Origin of the sequence: Pseudobacter ginsenosidimutans (genome assembly GCF_007970185.1) — a bacterium.
GTDB lineage: Bacteria > Bacteroidota > Bacteroidia > Chitinophagales > Chitinophagaceae > Pseudobacter > Pseudobacter ginsenosidimutans.
Window position 1 is genome coordinate 1,951,634 of record NZ_CP042431.1, and the last position, 20,693, is coordinate 1,972,326.

The following is a 20,693-nucleotide window of genomic DNA, read 5'->3' on the forward strand; positions in this document are numbered from 1 at the left end:
CAGCCGGCATGTTCTCATGCCGGCTGAGCTATTTCAGAAGAAAATTTTATCTGGCGTCGAAATCTACGATCACTTTCTCTGAACGAGGATGACTTTGACAAGTAAGAACGAATCCGCCTTCCAGCTCATCGGGTTCCAGTGCATAGTTATTGTCCATGCTCACGGCGCCTTCCACTACTTTGGCGCGGCAGGTGGCGCATACGCCGCCTTTACAGGCGAAAGGCAGATCAGCGCCCTGTTTCAGAGCTGCGTCCAGCAGCGGATCTCCGTCATAGGGAAGATCGAAATCGAAAGCGATACCATCCACTTTAACGGTCACTTTGCTCACTTTGCCGGTGAAGGCTGCTTTCTCTTCTGCTGATTTTTGTGTGCCTGCTTTTTGTCCGGGTGTAGTGAACAATTCGAAATGCACTTTCTTTTTATCGATGCCTTCCTGTTCCAGCCAGTCCTTCATTTCGAAGATCATTTCTTCCGGACCGCAGAGGAAGAAATCATCGATCGCATGTATATCGATCAGTTTTGCTGCCAGCTGCTTTCCTTTTTCTGCGTTTATACGGCCATAGTTGATAGCGGCATCTGTTTTTTCACGGCTGAGGATATGATGCACTACAAAGCGGCTCATGAATACATTCTTCAGGGCTTCGAGTTGTTCCTTGAAGATGATGCTGCCACGGTTGCGATTGCCATACACCAGAGTAAAGCTGCTGTTGGGCTCGATGGCCAGCGTTGTTTTGATGATGCTGAGAATAGGCGTGATGCCGCTTCCGGCAGCAAAAGCGAGGTAATGCTTTTTATGCGCGGGATCCAGCTCAGTATAGAACTTCCCGGTTGGTGGCAACACTTCCAGGATATCTCCTTTTTTCAATGTAGCATTGGCCCATGTGGAGAAGCGGCCGTCCTGCATTTTCTTGATGGCGATGCGAAGCTCTTTATCGCCGGGACTGCTGCAGATGGAATACGAGCGGCGAAGCTCTTCTCCATCCACCACCGATTTCAGGGTGATGTTCTGTCCATGCCGGAAACTATAGGCTTCCTTCAGGCTTTCGGGAATATCAAATACTACAGAGATACATTCGGGGGTTTCTTTTCGTATGTCTGCAATCGTCAGGGAGTGAAAATGTGTAGCCACTTATTATCTTTCTTTTGATTGGTTCAATTGTGAAGGCTAAGGTTTCTGCAAGCCGCCTACCAGGATCTCCACCATGGAGTTCTCCAGCTGGTCGCCCTCGATCTTCCTTTTGCTTCTGTGCCAGCTTTCGATCCCGCTCACTGCGTGGAGCATGATCAGTACGGCAGTTGGCGCATCGATCTTTTTAAATTCTCCTTTGGCAATGCCATCTTCGATGATCTTGCCGATACGCTGGCGGTAAGCGCGGCGCTGCCCCTGCATATTGGAGAGATAAGGATCGGTGAGGTGTTTCCATTCGCGGTCGCTCACGTAAACTTCTTCATAACGCTCTACCATCATTTTGATATGGTAGCGGAGGATGGCTTCGATCTTTTCGATCTCAGTCTTTTTACTTTGCTCCACCTCTTCGATATGCGACATGAAATTGGTAGCTACGCGGAAACAGATCTCCTGGAGGATCTCGGCTTTGGAGCTGATGTGATTGTACAGGCTGGCTGCTTCTACGCCTACATGCTCGGCCAGGTCGCGCATGGAAGTGGCGCTGTATCCTTTTTCGCGGAAGAGGATGGCTGCCTTGGAAATAATCACGTCTTTACGTGTGCTGGTGCGGTTGCTTTTAATTTTTGCCATGTGTTATTAAAGTCAAAGATAAATAAAAGCTAACAATCGTTAGGAGGAAATCTGTAGGAAGTTACAAAAAGTATCAGGAAATCCACTAACAACATTATTTGCATATATGGTGGGCCCGGAGATGTGGCGGGCGATTCAGGTTTCTGATGATGCGAAAATTCCTGTACGTTTGCGAAATTTTTTGTTCTAATTCATTAATAGTAAATCCAAATTATGTCATTGATCGCAGTAGGCACCATGGCCTTTGACGCTATAGAAACTCCCTTCGGTAAAGTGAACCAGATTGTGGGTGGTTCCGCCACCTATGTGGCTTATGCCGCCAGCAATTTCGTTCAGCCGATTCAGCAGGTTTCCATCGTGGGATTCGATTTCCCTCAGGAAGAAATGGACAGCCTCACCAAAAGAGGAGTTCAGCTCGATGGCGTGGTAGTTGTGCCGGATAAGAAATCTTTCTTCTGGAGCGGACGTTACCATATGGACATGAATTCGCGCGATACCCTGGTAACCGATCTCAACGTACTGGCTGATTTCGATCCCGTACTGCCTGAGAGCTACCGCGATGCAGAATTCGTTATGCTGGGAAACCTTCATCCGATCATCCAGAAAAAAGTGATCGAACAAATGAAAGTTCGTCCAAAGCTCATTGCCATGGACACCATGAACTTCTGGATGGAATCAGCCATGCCTGAACTGGAAGAAGTGCTCAAAATGGTGGATGTACTTATGATCAACGACAGTGAAGCACGTCAGCTCAGCGGACAATTCTCTTTGGTGAAAGCAGCCAAGACCATCATGAACATGGGCCCGAAATATCTGATCATCAAGAAAGGTGAGCATGGCGCTCTTCTCTTCCATGAAGACAAGGTCTTCTTCGCACCTGCACTGCCGCTGGAAGATGTTTTCGATCCCACAGGCGCCGGTGATACTTTCGCCGGAGGTTTCATGGGACATATCGCCCGCACAAAAGACATTTCTTTCGAGAATATGAAAACCGCTATCATTGTAGGTTCTGCTATGGCTTCCTACTGTGTGGAGAAATTCGGCCCCGAGCGTCTGAAAGAGATCACAGCTGAAGATATCCATACCAGGATCGAGCAGTTTGTGAACCTGGTGAACTTTGATATCGAGCTGGTATAACCAGTATCAATATACGAATGCAGAAGGGCTGGCCCGTGGTCAGCCCTTCTGCATTTTCGGGGCTCTCCACTATTGCCTCATCAGTGCTACTGCCTTCTTCCACCTCCCTGTTCCTCCCTCCTGATTGAACCATTGCACCTGTATGATATAGATCCCTGAAGGAAGCGGTTGTTTCGTTTCGCTTAATCCATCCCAGGCCCAGTGGCCGCTGGCGCCCATCAGCGCATTGGCCGTCAGTTGGCGTACCGGTTTCCCATCCAGGTCAAAAATGCGTACAGAGCCTGCTGTGCCTGGTGCAGTGTTTTGATAGCGGATCAGCAACAGATCATTGCGGCCAGGGGAAAAAATGGATGAAGACAATTGAAACTTTTCATTTCCGGGCGAAGCAGGTTTGAATTGCGAGTTGATATATCCGGGCGTACCGCCACCCGATGTACCGGATGCGGAAAGCCAGTTGTGTTTGTCTTGCGCCGGCAGCAGAGGATCGATGCGTTCCAGGGAAACAGCCTCCGGCGATGACAACAAGGGAAAATGCCAATCAGCAGAATAATGCAATTCGTCCAAAACAACATTCGTGATATCGCTTAGAACATAACTTCCCTTTTCGTTGGGAAGTGAAGGCAGTGGGCTTGTTCTGATAGCCTGTTTATCAATTATTGTATAATGATTTTGCACCCAATCAGGGTTTTCTGTGAGCAAAATATATTCACCTGGAAAAAGCAGGTAGGGTGTGGAGCTGATACGTTTTGTGTTGATCAGCTGGCCGGCATCATTTCGGTTACTGCTGTATAAGTTTTGCAGGTTGATGATCCTGCTGCTCCGGTTGAAGAGCTCCACGTAATCTGCACCTTCCGGTGGCGGATCAAAAAGGATCTCATTGATGATGATGTCACCAGGAGACGCAGCAGATGCCATTCCGGCTTTTGCTGTGTGCATTGTTCCGATATTGTTGCCGGCACAATCTTTCACCTGTTGTACGGTCAGCAGCTGGACTGCGTTTGTTTCCAATGGCTGCCGGAATTGTAACCGGACCATGTTGAATGCAGGAGGCAAAGTCTGACAGGAGGCTGGTGTCAGATTCAAATTGCCCAACCGGTAGTTCTTCGGTTGTACGGCGCTGTTACTATCCAGTGGCTCGTCGAATACAGCTACCAGTTTGGTATTATCGACAGCATAAATGTGTAACAGGGAAGGCGGGTGATGGTCTGCTTCCCCGGGAAGCTGGCTGTTGGCATGGCCCGGCGTGCCTCCGGTGGGAGAAAGACTCGCGGCCCAGTTGGATCCTCCCGCACAGGGCGTGGAAGTATTGATCATTTCCAGACTCCAGCCGCCTTCAGCTTTACTATTGCTGCGATACCAGCCAGCCTGGTATTGAATGGCATGAATGATATTGTTCTCAGGAGAGATCAGTTGCACCATATCGCTCTCATTAGCGAGGGAAGGGAAATTGGAAAGCCCGATGCAGGCGCCGAATGCTTTGAGCTGTGCAGCTGCAGTATTGGAGCAGCAGATCAGGAAACTGTCGGGTTGAATGATGATACTGTTGTTGAAACTGGCAGCGCTGCTTTCATCTCCCAATTTGAATCCTTTGAGGTCGATAGGTTTGGATGAAACATTTTTCAGCTCGATGTATTCATATTCGGGTAATCCTGCAGGCGGCGATGGATCCGCCATGATCTCAGTGATGATTATCTGGTATCGGCTGATAAGTGATTGAAGCTTTACCGGTGCAGGTTTTGAAAGAGGGAGGCTATGGTCAGTTTTGCTCCATTGAATATCGTTCAAAGGATATGGAGTTGGGCTTCGGAACAGCCGGTAACAGGGAAGAAAATAAATGAACGGAATGCAAATGAGAAGAGGAGTGATGAAAAGAAGGAATCGCATGAGGAACTTTTTTACATGGACAAAATATCCGGGTGAGAGAATATGGTTTATTCTTTCGGTTGTCCATGTACGTTGCAAAGTGCCTATTGAAAGATACGGGGAGGAGGAATGATTGGATTTGCGATGTCAATAGTTTTTGATGGGAAAAACAAACGAGCGTTAATGGAAAGCAGGCCTGGCACCCGGCTTACCGGTTTCAGGGTCTTCAAAAAAAATATTTGCTACAACAACAATTGCGAACTATTTTTGGCTCCTCATGCAAAACATTATGAAGTATACAAAGCGTACGAAGAAGCGTCCCAATAACGGGAAGGTTTCAGGATAGTTTTGTGTGCAAACTAAAAATATCAAAAGGCCTTCCCCCCGGGAAGGCTTTTTTTATTACAAATTCTTATAAACAGTCATCACCAAAAACAATCAGAAATAACAATGAAAGTTGCAGTTGTAGGCGCCACTGGCCTGGTAGGCACCAAAATGTTACAAATCCTCGCAGAAAGGAATTTCCCCGTTACTGAGCTCCTTCCCGTAGCCTCTGAAAGGTCAGTAGGCAAAGAAGTTACCTATAAGGGAAAGGCATATAAGGTGGTAAGCATGACAGACGCCATTGCTGCAAAGCCTGATGTGGCCTTGTTTTCAGCCGGCGGCAGCACTTCCCTGGAATGGGCGCCCAAATTTGCCGAAGCCGGTATTACTGTGATCGATAACTCTTCCGCATGGCGTATGGACCCCTCCAAAAAACTGGTGGTTCCTGAGATCAATGCTGATGCACTGGGTAAAGACGATAAGATCATCGCCAACCCCAACTGCTCTACCATCCAGATGGTAGTAGCACTCAATCCCCTCCACAAGAAATACCAGGTGAAACGCGTGGTAGTGTCCACTTACCAGAGCGTAACCGGTACAGGTAAGAAAGCAGTTGATCAGTTGATGGGTGAGCGCGACAAAGCCGTTAAAGGCAGCAATGGCGAATATCCCATGGCTTATAAATACCCCATCGATCTCAACGTGATCCCGCAGATCGATGTATTCCTCGACAATGGCTACACCAAGGAAGAAATGAAGATGGTGCTCGAAACCAAGAAGATCATGCGAGATGACAGCATCCGCGTTACTTCCACCACCGTTCGTATCCCTGTTATGGGTGGCCACAGCGAAAGCGTGAACGTTGAATTCGCAAACGACTTCGATCTGAATGAAGTGAAAGAGCTGCTGAAATCTGCTCCCGGCGTGATTTTGGTGGATGACCCTGCTACAGCACAATACCCTATGCCCAAAGATGCGCATGAGCGTGATGAAGTATTTGTTGGAAGATTGCGCAGAGATGAAACGCAGCCCAATACACTCAACCTGTGGATTGTGAGCGATAATCTCCGCAAAGGCGCCGCTACCAACGCTGTGCAGATTGCAGAGTACCTGGTGAGCAAACAATTGTTGTAATCAGCAATGCATTCATAAAATGAAAGATCCCGGTCATTTGAACCGGGATCTTTCATTTTATGAATGCTTAAGCGGTTGATCAGTCATGCTCCAATGGCCTGTTGAGGAATTGAAGGAATGGCTGCATCGTTTCAAAAGCATCAGTCACCTTTTTCAGGAAATCTTTCGATGTAACATCTGCATCACTGAACTCACGGCTGGCTAGCCAGCTTTTGAACTTCAGGTATTCGGCAGCGGGATTGTCTTTCTCAAATCCCTGTGGCACTTTCACGAGGCTCACATCTTCTCCGCGGTATAATCCTCCGAACTGGTTGACGAATTTTTTAGCAGTGACGATCTTGTTGAATTCATCGTAGCAGTAATCGATCTCCTGTCTTATTTTTTTGAGATTTGCTGCTTCAGGCATCCAGATGCCACCTGCCACCATCGTTTTGCCATCAGGCTCTATATGCACGTAATAGCCTGCGAGCGGAGACTTCTTTCCGCCTTTGGTGATGCCTGCGGCCTGGTGTGTCTTGTACGGTGTTTTATCTTTTGAAAAACGAATATCCCTGTTGATGCGATAGAGACAGCTTTTGGCGGTGAGCCCTGCTATATCAGGATCCTTCTTCCCATGTTTATCGATCACTGCCTGCAGGAAATCCTCTATGTTTTTCCGCGCTGCCTCATACTGTGCACGATGTGCATCAAACCAGGTCTTGTGATTGTTCTTCCGCAACTGGCGAAAGAAAGTGAGGGTAGATGATTGTATCATAGAGTGCAAAAATAAAACCCGCTCGCGAGCGGGCATAAAAAAAGTGGTGTGACAGAGCGCCGTCTCCATTCACACCACTGTAATGCAGTTGGACCTGGTTAGTTTTTAATGCGTCCCCAATTTTCACCGCTCTTGATACGATACATCGTCATTTCACTGACGCCGTATTTCTCAGCGAGCTTTTTGATGGTGAGTTTCCGGTTCTTGTCGGTAAGGGTTTTCTTAATAGCTTTCACCTGGCCGGCATTCAGTTTCAGTCCTTCTGTGCGGTTTGCCTGCACTTTCTTGTAGGCAATTTTCGCCGGACTGTTTTGCTGATGCTCGATCATTTGCTCAAGTGTAGCCCATCTCAGATTCTTCACATTGTTGTCGAGCTTGTTGTGATTGTCGTGAATCACATACTTCGCTTTCAGTGAAGCTTTTTTTAAGAAGAGCCGTGCAATTTCACGATGTATGTACAACGTGCCATTGTTGCCTGGACGGTGCAGATTGAGCGTTCTGTAACCAGTGGTCAGAGAACCCTGCAATAATTTTCCGTCTTCAACCACGTCTTCTGTATAGCTGGCTATGCGACCGTGAGATGACAGCGCATACTTTTTACGGAGGTGTTTCCAGCCCGGAAACTGAAGTGGTTTCCACACCTCGTTTGGAAGTTTTTTTATCATCGCCTTTTCCTTTTGGCTAAAGTTACAAAAAAAGAGCTGCGAATATCAAAAAACAATAATAAGATTCGATCAGCGGTTAACCATTTGCAGGAATTCCGCCTCTGTGATAATCTTAACAGTTGCTATCTTTTTGGCCTTTTCCAGCTTGGATCCTGCGTCTTCCCCCACTACCAGGTAACTGAGCTTGGAGCTAACGGACCCCAGTATCTTACCACCGTTAGTTTCCACCATCTCCTCAGCCTCACTGCGTTTCAGCGTTGGCAAGGTTCCCGTGAACAAGAACGTTAGTCCCGTCAGGTTGCCCTCCGCCGTTAGATTGCTCCTGTCATTTTTCAATTGCAATCCGAGACTTTCGAGCTTTTTCAGCATTTCCAAATTGTCCCAATTGTGGAAAAACTGGTACACGCTTCCGGCCACTTTCGGACCAATATCTTCCAAAGCCTGGAGGTCTTCCATTGAGAGGTCCGCCATCTCCGGCAGGTATTTGACGGCGTTAGCAAGTGTTTTTGCCGTTGTTTCCCCCACATGCCGGATACCCAGTGCATAGATCAGACGATGCAATGGCTGTGCCCTGGAGGCCTCGATAGCGGCTTGTAAATTGGAGATACTCTTCTCGCCAAACCCTTCCCTGGCGCTGATTTGAGCAAATGGCAGTTCATAAATGCCGGGAACATCGTGCAGGAATTTCAGTTCATAGAATTTACGGATAATGGCATCTCCAAGTCCCCTGATATCCATGGCATCCTTACTGGTGAAGTGAATGATGCGTTCCACCACTTGTGCCTCACAGTTAATATTGTTGCAGCGCCATACAGCTTCATCCACGGGCTTTACTAACGGGTCCCCGCATACGGGGCAATTGGTAGGGAACTCGATCCTCTTTTCCGATCCCGTTCTCAGTTCTGCCAGAGGTTTCACGATATAAGGGATCACATCTCCGGCCCTTTCCACCAGCACAGTATCTCCCAGCATGATGTCTTTCTCACGGATCACATCTTCATTGTGCAAAGACACGGAACTAACGGTAACACCACCAATTGCTACGGGATCGATCTTGGCCACAGGCGTGATACTGCCGGTGCGGCCTACCTGGTATTCAACGGAACGCAGCTTGCTGGTAGCCTGGCGCGCTTTGAATTTGAAGGCGATGGCCCAGCGCGGGTGGTGCGTGGTCATACCCAGCTGGTCCTGCATATCGATACTGTTCACTTTGATCACCATTCCATCGATCTCATAAGGGAGATCATCACGGTGAGCCTCATACTCGCGGCAATATGCTATCACATCTTCGATCCCCTTAAATACTTTTTTCTCTTTCATGGGACTGCGGAAACCCAGGTTCCACAGCATATTGAGGTTGCCGCTATGAGTGTGCAAAGATTCATCGAGCGTTTTACCAGGCAGCGTAGTGTAATAGCTGACGTGGTAGAGGAAGGCTTCGAGATTTCGTTTACCTACTTCCTTCGGGTCTTTGATGCGAAGTGTACCGGCAGCCGCGTTGCGGGGATTGGCCAGTGGCGGCAGGTTCTGCTCTATCAGTTGTTCATTGTATTTTTTGAAATTGTTCTTATTGATCAGCACTTCACCCCTGATCTCGATCTGCTGGATACCGTAATCCGAAAACTTTGCGGAGAGCGGCACAGAGCGGATCTGTTTGATATTGGTAGTGATGTCGTCACCAGCAACGCCATTGCCACGGGTGGCGCCGCGTTGCAGCAGATCATTCTCGTAGATCAGTGAAATGCTGGCCCCGTCGAACTTTGGCTCGATACAGTATTCAATGTTCTCCGATTTGGCCAGTTCGCGTACGCGGCGATCCCAGTCGCGCAGGTCTTCTTCATTATATGAATTGTCCAGGGAAAGCATCGGCACCAGGTGCGGTGCAGGCGGGAAGTCTTTGGTGAGGCCCTTGCTCACGCGTTGTGTGGGAGAATCTGAAGTGATCAGCTCCGGATGCGCCTGTTCCAGTTTTTCCAGCGATTTGAAAAGCTTATCGTATTCCTGGTCTGCCACCAGCGGGTCATTCAAAATATAGTACCGGTGCTCATGGAACTTTAGAACATCACGGAGATTGTCGATCTCTTTGGTGGTCACAGGATGCTTGTCGTCCTTCTTCAGCAGGCTCTCTGTCAACTGCTGCAATGCTTTTGTTTGATCTGGGGAGTACATATAAAATATAAGGTAAACAAAATTAGTTCAACAGCTTCGGATACAATCAGTCAACATAAAATTCAGTAACTTGGAAGTACTTCAGTAGTATCATAATTGGTTTACAAACCTTAACGGCGTTGGTTCAGCACTGATTTTCAGCTACAAGATTTTTTTGGAAGAATAAGAAATTAAACTAAATTGTGTACAATTTACACATTTTGTATTGTGTAGATTGTACGCAATTTCAACAAAAACTAAAAGAACGATTGTTTATGCCACATCGACTGCTTGTGGGGATCCTATCTCTGCTTCTGGCGCTACCCTCTGCTACATGGGCGCAAAACAAAACAATTACCGGTAAGGTTACGAATGAAAAAGACGGTGCCCCGCTTCCGGGCATTTCGGTTACACCCAAGGGTGGGTCCGGCGGAACCTCCACCTCTTCCGAGGGAACATTTTCCATTACAATTCCGGCTAATACCAACATCCTGGTGTTCAGTGGTGTGGGGTATGAGAGTGCGGATGTGAACATTGCTGATCAGCTGGTGGTGAATGTAAGTCTGAAACCATCTTCTGTGAACATGAATGAAGTGGTGGTGATCGGCTATGGTACGCAACGCCGCAGGGAAGTAACAGGCGCTATTGCCAAGGTCACATCGGATAAGATAACGGCATTGCCTACACCGAGTTTTGAAGCTTCCCTGCAGGGAAGGGCTCCGGGTGTACAGGTGGTGCAGGGAAGCGGCCTGGCAGGTTCGGGATCGGTTGTGCGTATCCGTGGTATCGGATCCATAAGTGCGGGTGGTGATCCATTGTATGTGATCGATGGAGTGCCCATCATTGCCGATCCCTTTCAGCGCGGCAACAGCGGTGGGCAGAATCAGAACCCTCTTGCCACCATCAACCCCAATGATATCGAGTCCATAGAGATCCTCAAAGATGCAGGCGCAGCAGGCATCTACGGCAGTCGTGGCGCCAACGGTGTGGTGCTCATTACTACCAAAAAAGGAAAGGGCGGTAAACCTCTCTTCAATTATAATAACCGCTTAGGTGCCACTACCTGGGCGCTGCGTCCCAAATTCCTCAATGGTCCTGAATGGCTGCAGATGCGCCAGGAAGCCTGGGAGAATGATGGCAATATGGGCAAAGCCCCGTTACCTGGTGGTCTAACCTGGGAGCAGGCCGAAAAGAATAATACTGACTGGTGGAAAGAATTGACCACTACAGGTTTCATCAATCAGCACAATGCCAGTATGACTGCCGGCAACAAATGGCTGAAAAGCTATGTAGGCGCCAGTTATGCAAAGGATGAAAGCTATATCAAAGGCAATGCCTATGAGCGTTTGGGAGCGCGCGCCAATCTCGATTTCCAGGCGCTGAAGAATCTTAAGTTCAACCTCAATCTTTCCTGGAACAATGGTAACAACCATCGCGTTCCTGCTGCCTGGGCAGGAGGTTTAGGAGATGCTATGTCTGCTGCATTACCGATCTATCCAATCTACAACGATGATAAAACGTATTACCGGCTTGGTGCAAATCCGGTCTTGCGCCGTGATCAAACCAAATGGCGTAACACAGAGAACAAGTACTGGGGTAGTGCAGGAGCAGAATGGCAACCCATCAGGGATCTTACTATCAAAGCTGTTGGAAGTATCGATTACCTCACTTCCTTCGACGACCAGTTTGAGTCTGCCATTTATTTGAATAATGACAGACCGGGTATTGCTAAGCGTTATGTGTTCCATAATACGAACATGAGCGGTACAATTACTGCAAGCTACAACTGGAATCCGCTTGATGACCATCGCTTCAGTTTCCTGGCAGGTTCAGAGATCCAGGAGTTCACAAAGGAAAGCTTTAAGGATGATATATACTTTTATACAGACAAACCCTTCTGGGAAAACAAATCGCTCTACAAACATGTAAGGGACTCCATGGTCTCCAACGGTATCAAGAAAATGGAAGAAAGCGATGCATTCACTTTTGTATCCTTTTTCGGCAGAGTGAATTACACTTTCAAAGACCGTTACGTATTGCAACTCTTAGGGCGTATTGATGGCTCTTCCAAATTCGGTCCCAATAACAGGTATGGTTTCTTCCCCGCAGCATCTGCCGCCTGGATCATCTCCGAAGAGGATTTCGTAAAAGATATCGACTGGATCCGTTTCCTGAAAGTCCGCGCCAGCTATGGTATTGTGGGTAATTCGGATATCCCTTCAGGAGCATACTACTCCAAGATCTCCAGGGGAGGTCAACCATTTGCGTTTAATCCCACCTTGTTCCCTGATAATATCGGCAATCCCGATCTTAAATGGGAAACCATGCGCAACTTCGATCTGGCGCTGGAATTTTCTCTTAAGAACAATCGCATCAGTGGAGAGATCGCTTATTATAATAAGACTACTGTTGATCAACTGGTGGAAGGTGCCATCCAACCCAATTCCGGATTCTCAAATGCCTGGAGAAATCTGGATGGTGGCAAGATAGTCAACCGCGGTATCGAATTAAGTCTTACAGCCAAAGTGATCGAAACAAAAGATCTCAGCTGGACTGTTGGTGGAAACATCAGCAGAAACTACAATGAAGTGATCAGCCTCGGTAAGCTGGGTGCTGATGCATTGAGCGGAGGTTCCAACGATACGCGTATCATTCCCGGTTACCCGGTGGGAACCAATTACCTTGTACGTTTTGCTGGCGTTGATCCGAATGATGGCCTTCCCATCTGGTTAGATCTCAACGGTAAAAAAACCAAGACATTCTCTCTTGATTATCGTATGCCTGTTGGTAGTGTGATCCCCGATTATGTTGGAGGCATCAACAGTAATCTTTCCTACAAAGGTTTTGATCTTGGCGTGCTCTTCACTTATGCGATCGGTGGCAATCTTTATGATGGTTCTGCAAAACGCCAGGATGGTGTGATAACAGATTGGGTGATCCGTGAAGATCTGAAAGACCGCTGGCGCAAACCAGGAGATATTGCAAAGTATCCAAGGTTGACAATGAATACATCAACCTATAACGGTCTTTCAAGTGAATGGCAATACAACTCAACCTTATTCTTGTACGATGCAGATTTCCTGCGTCTTCGTGAACTAACGCTTAGCTATACACTGCCATCAGATCTTTTCAAATCTGGAAGGATCCGCGGTGTGAAAGTGTTTGCAACAGGTATGAACCTGCTCACCTTTACAAAATATCCGGGAGGAGATCCTGAAATTGCCAGGGATTTTGATAAAGCGCAGGACAGGAATATGAGTCCGAATGTAACTTATCTCACACCGCCACAACAAAAGGCATTCACATTCGGCGTAAACGTGAACTTCTAATCCATAAAGTATTGTCAGTTATGAACCATATCAAAAAATATATCGTAATACTGATCGCCATCGCTGGTTTGGGCGTTACGGGTTGCAAGAAATTCCTGGAAAGGCCACCTGCCGGTAAACTGGAAGAAGGCACAACCTTAACCCAGAGCGATAGTCTGATGTCTTTCCTGAACGGATGCTACACAACCATTGGCGGAGATGTGCTCTACGGAGGAAGGATGTGGGTGATCAAAGAATTGCTCGCTGATCATTTGTATGGCACGCTGCTTACAGAGGATAATGGCGAGATCTGGCGGCGGAAGACGGCCATCTTTGGTGCTTACAAAAATGATTTTTACAAGGAGTGCTATCAGATAATGTACAGGGCCAATAAAGTATTGGAATACCTGCAATATGCAGATGAAAATAAAAAAGCGAGAGCTGAAGGAGAAGCCAAATTCCTGCGTGGACTGATGTTATTCGAAGTAGTGCGTTTGTGGGCGCAGCCTTACGGAAGTACAGCAGACAATGCTCAGGCTGGTGTTCCGGTTCGTCTTGTTGCAGATATCAGCCTGCTCGGAAGAAGTTCAGTGAAAGATGTCTACTCGCAGATACTGGCTGACCTCAATGATGCAGCCAATCTCCTTCCTCCGCAAAATGGCGAATACCCTTCACAATACACGGCCATGGCCATTCTTGCGAAAGTGTATTTCCAGATGAACGATTTTGCCAAAGCATATGAATTCTCCAACAAGGTGATGGAGCAGGCTGAAACCGGAACTGCATTCAGCTTTGATGAAGATGTGATGGACCGATGGACCCTGGGTGGAAGCCATGAAGGCATTTTTTCCATCAAGAGCAGGCCCGGAAATATAGAGCCTGGCGGAGAGATCAGGGGCAGGTTCCGCAGCGACAATAATGCTAACCCTGTAATGAAGTACACGCCGCAAACAAGATCGCTTTTCAGCAGGCCGGGTGATGTAAGAGCTGCCTGGCTCACCACCGCTACAAGCCCCGACTTTTTCCTGCTCACCAAATACAATCTCACCAGTTTCGATCTGCAGATCGTTTCCGTTACGGAGATCAAACTGATCCGTGCAGAATCCGCCGCCGAATTAGGAACAAGTGATGAACTGGATGTGGCAAGAAAGGACCTGGATGATATTCTTGACCGTGCAGGACTTTCGCAGGATCTGACCAGCGCTACAGCCGCCCTCCTTATCAGTATTGCACGCAGAGAGCGTGAACTGGAACTGATCGGCGAAGGAAACCGCCTCGATGAGATCAAACGAATCGGTGTAAGGAACAATCAGAATATCGACCGGCGAGGTTCTCCCTACAATTGCAACGGTTTCATCCTTCAGTTCCCGGATATTGAAAAAGCGGGGAATTCAAGTTTCATCAACAATCCTGAAGGAGGATGTTTCTAATCAACGATGTAAAAATGCTAAATATGAAAACAAAATTCATCATATTATTCGCTCTTATTGCAACCATCGTTGGTTGCAAACCAGAGTCGCTTCCTGATATCGGCGAACCATTGAATAAGGTTCAGCTCATTCAGGGTAACTGGCAATTGGATAAAGTAGTGCAGTCTGATCTCAATGCAGTGAAATACAATTTTCCTTACAAAGAACTGGATGTAACGTCTGTTGCTCCGTTCACGCAGTTTAAGCTGAATCTGAATCTGAATGGAGATCAGCCAGGGGCTTTCACTACCACACCCGGCTCATCACCTGTGATCATTCCGCTTGCGGATGGAAAATGGGAATTGGATGATGCCAATATCCCAAAGCAATTCAACCTCATCAAGGGAACCGATACAGTGAAAATGATGATGGGGTCTTACAATACTTTGAATGCCGGAAAGCTGCACCTGCGCCTGGTGAAAGGTGATGGTTCAAAACAATTGCTGCAGTACGATTATTATTTCAAAAAGATCTAAACGAATTGCAATGAGAAAAATATTCATTCTAACAGTAAGCTTGCTTTGCGCAAACTGGTTGCAGGCGCAATTCAATACAGTGCAATTTCAACCGAAGACTTACACTGCCGAAGATCAGATTACATTTACGATAGATGTGAGTACTGTAGCGTCGTTGGCCGGAAAAACTGATCTGTACATCTGGTTATGGGCAAATGATAACGCCCCGGGATATACGAAAGTGGACGGTGTTACCAATGGTGGCGTGTGGGGCTCTTCCAAACCCGAAGCCAAAATGACCAACAAGGGCAACAATATATTTGAATTCAAATTCCTGCCAACTTCCATGTTCGGTTTTGAACCGGGAAAACTCCTGCACTGGCAGTTCCTGGTTAAGAACCAGGATGGCACTGCACAATCAGGAAATTCTCCCAACTATGTTTTCGAGCCCATCGTTTTCATACCTGTCCCGTTCCGCGTTTTTCCCAACAAGCTCAGCCCTTCAGATGTAGCTACAGTTTATTTTCATCAGGATCTGGCAACTTCGGTGGCAGAGCAACGCATGACACCTAAAACGGTTGTAGTGTCTTTGTACGATGAAGGCGGCACACAGATCGGAACTGCAAAAACATGGAACCTGAAGGCCGAAGGCAACCAGGTTTGGTCATATTCTTTCATTCCGAATATTGCCTGGACCATCCCTGCCGGAAAAACCGCATCCAAATTCACTTTCAGATTTGATGGAACAGGAAAGGATGTGAATGGGAATAATGTAAATATAACCGGAACAACTACTGAAAAAAATATTGATGCTTTACAATAAGCATCTCACTTCAATAACTGACGTGTCATGAGATCAATACAAATTGCCTGCCGTTTGATCGTTTTCAGCTTGCTGCTGGCTGCTTGCCAGAAAGTAGATTATGACAATACCGTAACAGGGGAAGGGATTGAAACGGGAACCTTTCGTATTCAGTCGCCCACCACGGCCTCTACTATCGCACTGAATGCAGCAACTCCTTCAGCTCCGCTGATAATCAGGTGGACAGCCGCCAGGCCCGGTGTTGACAAACCGATCACTTACAAATGGATTGCCGTAAAGAAAGGAGAGGATATCAGCAAATACACTTATGAACTTCCTGCAGACAATAACGGTACTGCCACCACGCTTACCATCACACAGGAAAAACTGGATCTGTATCTTTTTTCAAAAGGTGTTCCCAACAAAGGTTCCGTAGAGCTTATCTGGTCCATTCAGGCTTCTAACGGTGAAACACAGGTGCTTTCACAGGACCAGTTCCAGCTTACACTGACCAGGTTCACGGATGGAGCAACTCCTTTCACACTTTATGGACCTGAGCCTATCATCACTACGGCTACTGTAGATCCCACTTCCACTACGGACTTCTATCAGTTCAAATGGCAAAAGTCTGTACCTGCTACTGGCGGTCCGGCAGTGAAATACCGTGTGGTATTCGCTTTGGAAGATGGTGATTTTTCCGACCCGCTTTTCAGCGTCGCTTCTGATAACAATGGATCTGATTCCGCGCTCAAGATGACCTACAAGCAACTCAGCGATTCCCTCGACGACAATGAACAGGACGATCTCTCCAAAGAGAACCGCCTGAAATGGGCCGTACAGGCCATCTCCGGAGATTGGGTGCAGTGGTCCAACGTAAATAATACTATGAATATCCTGCGCCAGGTCCGCTTTTATGTTGTAGGAAAGATAGATGGATGGTCAGAATGGAAAATCGACGACCCCATGCAGATCATTCCCGACAAAGCCGCCGGACGTTACGCAAAAGTGTTCTACGCTTATCTGAAATTGAAAGCCGGTAACGAATTCAAATTCTTCAAAACAAAAGGAGATTGGAACAGTGGATACGGACCCATCAGCGGATCCAACGGAGAATATGAAACAGGCTTCAACCAGGGATCAGGAAACTTCAGTGTTGCTGCCGATGGCGTATATCGTGTTACCATCGATCTTTCAAAGAACAAAGTATATATCCAGAACAATCAGCCAGGAGTAATTGGTGAAGTTCAACAACCAACATGGGACGTGAATAATATCCTGAGAGGATACCCGGTTGCTCATAACAAATTCATGTTCCTGGTGAACTCCGATGGCACCAAAAAATTCAAGTTCAATGATGGCAATAACTGGAATGATGCAGAACCAAATCAAACCAGGATCTTCGGAATGGATGGAGAGAAACCGGGAATGCTGGTGAGCCCGGGAGGGGATATCACTGCAGCCGGATCGCCAGTATCCAGGCTGGTTTGGGATGGCAGCGATCCGCAATCGCTCAAATACACTACGGAAGCTGCTCATATGTATCTCATCGGAGATGCAACTGCAGGTGGTTGGGATAACGCAAACGCCAATCTTCCGGAACTTACCTACCAGGGCAATGGCATCTGGAAAGGAACAAATATTCCGCTCACAGGTACCAAACAGTTTAAATTCCTGCTGAAAAAAGGAACCTGGGATTTCAACTATGGTAGTACTGCTGGTGAACCCGCTCCGCTCACCGGTGATATCAAAGAAGGTGGAGCCAATATCGGTGTGGCCACCACCGGCAATTACACCGTTGAGATAGACGAATACAAACGGACTTATAAAGTATACTAAAAGTCAACAGGAATCGCTATACTAAAAACAGGGGTGTATCATAACGGGGATACACCCCTGTTTTCCTTCCCTCTTTGAAATAATTATCCTTACCGGAACAAATGGCTTGCTATGATCAGGAAAAAATTGTTGTTGTTTATCTTTCTGCTGCCTGTATTGCCTGCATTGGCGCAATTGATCTCTGTTGCTCCTGCATTTCCGAAAGAAACAGGACAAATAGAAATCACACTTGATTGCACACAGGGCAATAAGGGCCTGATGGATTATGCCAACCCGGATGATATTTACATTCATATCGGCCTCATCACCAGCGCCAGCACCAATAACGGCGACTGGAAACATTCAAAATTCGACTGGGCCACAACCCCACCCGAAGGGAAACTGACCTCACTCGGCAATAACAGGTACCGCTATACGATCAATAACCTGCGCACCTGGATGGGCGTTCCCGCAGGCGAAACCATCTCCCATATCGTTTTCCTGTTCCGCAACGGAACTGGAAGCATGAAGCAATGCAATGCCAATACCTCTGTCAACGGAGGCGATATGTACCTGAAGGTCTATGACAACAATCAATATGCTTCCTTCATTCAGCCTTCATACGAGCCTTACTTTACACCTTCGCTGGCTCCCATTCAAAAGCAGACAGGCGATAATCTGCCTGTGAAATTTGCCGTGAACCAGACCAGCGCACTGGAGTTGCTCTTCAACGGAAACAGTATCGCAACAGTTGCCTCGGGCATGGAGATCACTGCCAGCCCTGCTATCACTGCTTCCGGCAACCAGGAGTTGGTAGGGAAATATGTTGAAGGCGGCGTTACAAAAACACAAACCATCAATTTCTTTGTATCACCTCCTGTTACCGAACAACCTTTACCTGCAGGTGTTCGCGATGGCGTCAACTACGATCCCGCTGATCCTGCATCCGTTACGCTGGTGCTTTTCGCCCCCAACAAAACAAAAGCCACGGTACTCGGAGATTTCAATAACTGGACGGAGAACGCTGCCGCGCAGATGTACAAAACGCCTGATGGACAAAGGTTCTGGAAGAAGATCACAGGCCTTGCATCCGGCACGGAATACGCGTATCAATTCGAAATAGATAATACGCTTCGCATTGCCGATCCTTACACGGAAAAAGTACTTGACCCCAATAACGATCAATACATCTCTGCTACCACCTATCCCAATCTCAAACCTTATCCAACGGGCAAAACGAATGGGATCGTGAGTGTGCTGCAAACCAATGCCCCTGCATACAACTGGCAAAACAATAATTTCACCCGACCGGATAAGCGAAATCTCATCGTATATGAATTGCTGCTGCGCGATTTCGTGGCCGCGCACGACTGGACCACATTGAAGGACACTATCAGCTATCTCAAACGCTTAGGAATAAACGCTATTGAATTATTGCCCTTCAATGAATTTGAAGGTAATCTCAGCTGGGGTTACAATCCATCTTTCTATTTCGCCCCCGACAAATATTATGGAACGAAGAATGCGTTGAAAGCATTTATTGATGAGTGTCACAAACAAGGCATTGCCGTGATCATGGACATGGTGCTGAACCACTCATTCGGCCAGAGCCCAATGGTGCAGCTCTACTGGGATGCCGCTAATAGCAGTCCATCTGCCAATAGCCCCTGGTTCAACCCATCCGCGAAACATCCTTACAATGTTGGCTACGATATGAACCACGAATCTTCCGCCACACATTATTTTGTGAGCCGCGTTACAGAGTTCTGGTTGAAAGAATACAAGCTGGATGGTTTTCGCTTCGATCTGAGTAAAGGATTTACACAGAAGAATTCCTGCACAACAGGCGGCTGCAGCTCACAGCAGGAAGTAGACAACTGGAGTAAATACGATGCTTCGCGCGTGGCTATCTGGAAAGGATATTACGATACCATCATGAAGCATAACGCTGGAGCCTACGTGATCCTGGAACATCTTTCAGAAAACAGCGAAGAGAAGGAACTGGCCAGTTACGGAATGTTGTTTTGGGGAAATCTGAATTACAACTTCAACGAAGCTACCATGGGCTGGATGCAGAATTCCGATTTCAGCTGGGGCCTCAGCACAGCGCGCGGCTGGGACAAGCAGCATCTGGTGATGTACATGGAAAGTCACGATGAAGAAAGACTGATGTACAAGAATATCAACTTTGGAAGAACCAGTGGCACTTACAATATCAAGGATCCCAACACAGCTTTGAAGCGAAACGAGCTCGGTGCTGCATTTGGAATGTTGATGCCCGGACCGAAAATGATCTGGCAGTTCGGGGAACTGGGATATGATTTCAGTATCAACCGTTGCGGCGATGGAACTGTGAAAGATGAATGCCGTACTGACTCCAAGCCCATCAGATGGGATTACCAGACAGTACCCGCCAGGAAAAACCTGTATGATGTGTATGCGAGACTACTTGGTCTGCGGCAACATTTCCTGTATAAGGATATTTTTGCGGGAGGCTTGCTGGATAAGGATTTCAGCGCAGGCTTCAAATGGATGAAAATCACCACAGACACGAGTTCCCTGGTAGTGGTGGGGAATTTTGAAGTGAGCCAGCAAACCACCGGTGTTTCCTTTCCGCGCACGGGTACCTGGTATGAATATTTTGGCGGACAGCCATTAATTGTTTCCGGAAACGTACAAAGTATTACCTTGCAGCCCGGCGAGTACCGGGTTTACATCAACCGGAATATTGCCTCTAATCCTACCCCAGTTCCGGAGATACCTACTATTAATCAAAATTTCCGTTTGGTTGTATATCCCAATCCTGTCAGCAGGTCAGGCCAGATCGAGTTCGAATTACCGGCCGGATCTTCAGTGTCATTGAGTCTGACGAATATGTATGGGCAAAGAATCGCGGACCTGTATAGCGGTGTAAGAGCTAAAGGTGTACACCGTATTCCATTAGGTACTACAGGATTTGAATGGGGAAAGCTTCCAAAAGGAATGTATTTTTTACAGCTTTTAATGGGTGATAAAAATTGGTTCGTCCTTTGATGGTTGAATGATTCAGTCCATCCAGGG

General features: G+C 47.3%; 14 protein-coding genes. 8 read left to right on the forward strand and 6 right to left on the reverse strand.

Going from position 1 to position 20,693, the window contains the following annotated elements; genetic code table 11:
* Window positions 1-46 precede the first annotated feature (46 nt).
* Window positions 47-1,129 carry a 1,2-phenylacetyl-CoA epoxidase subunit PaaE gene (gene paaE / locus FSB84_RS08030; protein WP_130542052.1) on the reverse strand — a complete coding sequence of 361 codons (1,083 nt, stop codon included), beginning with the start codon at window positions 1,127-1,129 and terminating at the stop codon, window positions 47-49.
* 36 nt (window positions 1,130-1,165) lie between these two features.
* Window positions 1,166-1,759 carry a TetR/AcrR family transcriptional regulator gene (locus FSB84_RS08035; RefSeq protein WP_130542051.1) on the reverse strand — a complete coding sequence of 198 codons (594 nt, stop codon included), beginning with the start codon at window positions 1,757-1,759 and terminating at the stop codon, window positions 1,166-1,168.
* Between the two features lie 213 nt (window positions 1,760-1,972).
* Between FSB84_RS08035 and FSB84_RS08040 the strand changes: the two genes are divergently transcribed.
* Entirely contained in the window at window positions 1,973-2,896 is a 924-nt protein-coding gene (locus tag FSB84_RS08040; RefSeq protein WP_130542050.1) for a PfkB family carbohydrate kinase, read from the forward strand.
* Window positions 2,897-2,965: 69 nt separating this feature from the next.
* On the opposite strand, the gene FSB84_RS08045 is transcribed toward FSB84_RS08040, so the two are convergent.
* Window positions 2,966-4,780, reverse strand: coding sequence for a lamin tail domain-containing protein (locus FSB84_RS08045; protein ID WP_130542049.1), 1,815 nt, complete (start codon window positions 4,778-4,780; stop codon window positions 2,966-2,968).
* A gap of 429 nt (window positions 4,781-5,209) precedes the next feature.
* On the opposite strand from FSB84_RS08045, the gene FSB84_RS08050 reads away from it, so the two are divergent.
* Complete coding sequence (locus FSB84_RS08050) at window positions 5,210-6,217, forward strand: aspartate-semialdehyde dehydrogenase (protein WP_130542048.1); 1,008 nt, start codon at window positions 5,210-5,212, stop codon at window positions 6,215-6,217.
* 79 nt (window positions 6,218-6,296) lie between these two features.
* Here FSB84_RS08050 and FSB84_RS08055 read toward each other — a convergent pair whose 3' ends face one another.
* The 3 genes from FSB84_RS08055 to ligA form a co-directional block, all read right to left on the reverse strand.
* Complete coding sequence (locus FSB84_RS08055; RefSeq protein WP_130542047.1) at window positions 6,297-6,971, reverse strand: DUF2461 domain-containing protein; 675 nt, start codon at window positions 6,969-6,971, stop codon at window positions 6,297-6,299.
* 98 nt (window positions 6,972-7,069) lie between these two features.
* Window positions 7,070-7,612 (reverse strand): helix-turn-helix domain-containing protein, encoded by a 543-nt coding sequence (locus tag FSB84_RS08060; protein ID WP_262713798.1) that lies wholly within the window; start codon window positions 7,610-7,612, stop codon window positions 7,070-7,072.
* A 93-nt stretch (window positions 7,613-7,705) separates the two neighbouring features.
* On the reverse strand, window positions 7,706-9,805 hold the full coding sequence (ligA, locus tag FSB84_RS08065) for an NAD-dependent DNA ligase LigA (protein WP_130542046.1): 2,100 nt from the start codon (window positions 9,803-9,805) through the stop codon (window positions 7,706-7,708).
* Between the two features lie 254 nt (window positions 9,806-10,059).
* Here ligA and FSB84_RS08070 point away from each other — a divergent pair, with 254 nt between their 5' ends.
* From FSB84_RS08070 to FSB84_RS08095, 6 genes are all read left to right on the forward strand, one after another.
* Window positions 10,060-13,113: a SusC/RagA family TonB-linked outer membrane protein gene (locus tag FSB84_RS08070; protein ID WP_130542045.1), complete on the forward strand. Its 3,054-nt coding sequence runs from the start codon at window positions 10,060-10,062 to the stop codon at window positions 13,111-13,113.
* Between the two features lie 20 nt (window positions 13,114-13,133).
* Entirely contained in the window at window positions 13,134-14,522 is a 1,389-nt protein-coding gene (locus FSB84_RS08075; protein ID WP_130542044.1) for a RagB/SusD family nutrient uptake outer membrane protein, read from the forward strand.
* 23 nt (window positions 14,523-14,545) lie between these two features.
* Window positions 14,546-15,037, forward strand: coding sequence for a DUF5004 domain-containing protein (locus tag FSB84_RS08080; RefSeq protein ID WP_158643815.1), 492 nt, complete (start codon window positions 14,546-14,548; stop codon window positions 15,035-15,037).
* Between the two features lie 10 nt (window positions 15,038-15,047).
* Window positions 15,048-15,839, forward strand: coding sequence for a hypothetical protein (locus FSB84_RS08085; RefSeq protein ID WP_130542042.1), 792 nt, complete (start codon window positions 15,048-15,050; stop codon window positions 15,837-15,839).
* 27 nt (window positions 15,840-15,866) lie between these two features.
* A complete protein-coding gene (locus FSB84_RS08090; protein ID WP_130542041.1) occupies window positions 15,867-17,654 on the forward strand; it encodes a SusE domain-containing protein in 1,788 nt (595 codons plus the stop codon).
* A 111-nt stretch (window positions 17,655-17,765) separates the two neighbouring features.
* Window positions 17,766-20,666, forward strand: coding sequence for an alpha-amylase family glycosyl hydrolase (locus FSB84_RS08095; RefSeq protein ID WP_147122095.1), 2,901 nt, complete (start codon window positions 17,766-17,768; stop codon window positions 20,664-20,666).
* Window positions 20,667-20,693: the final 27 nt, after the last annotated feature.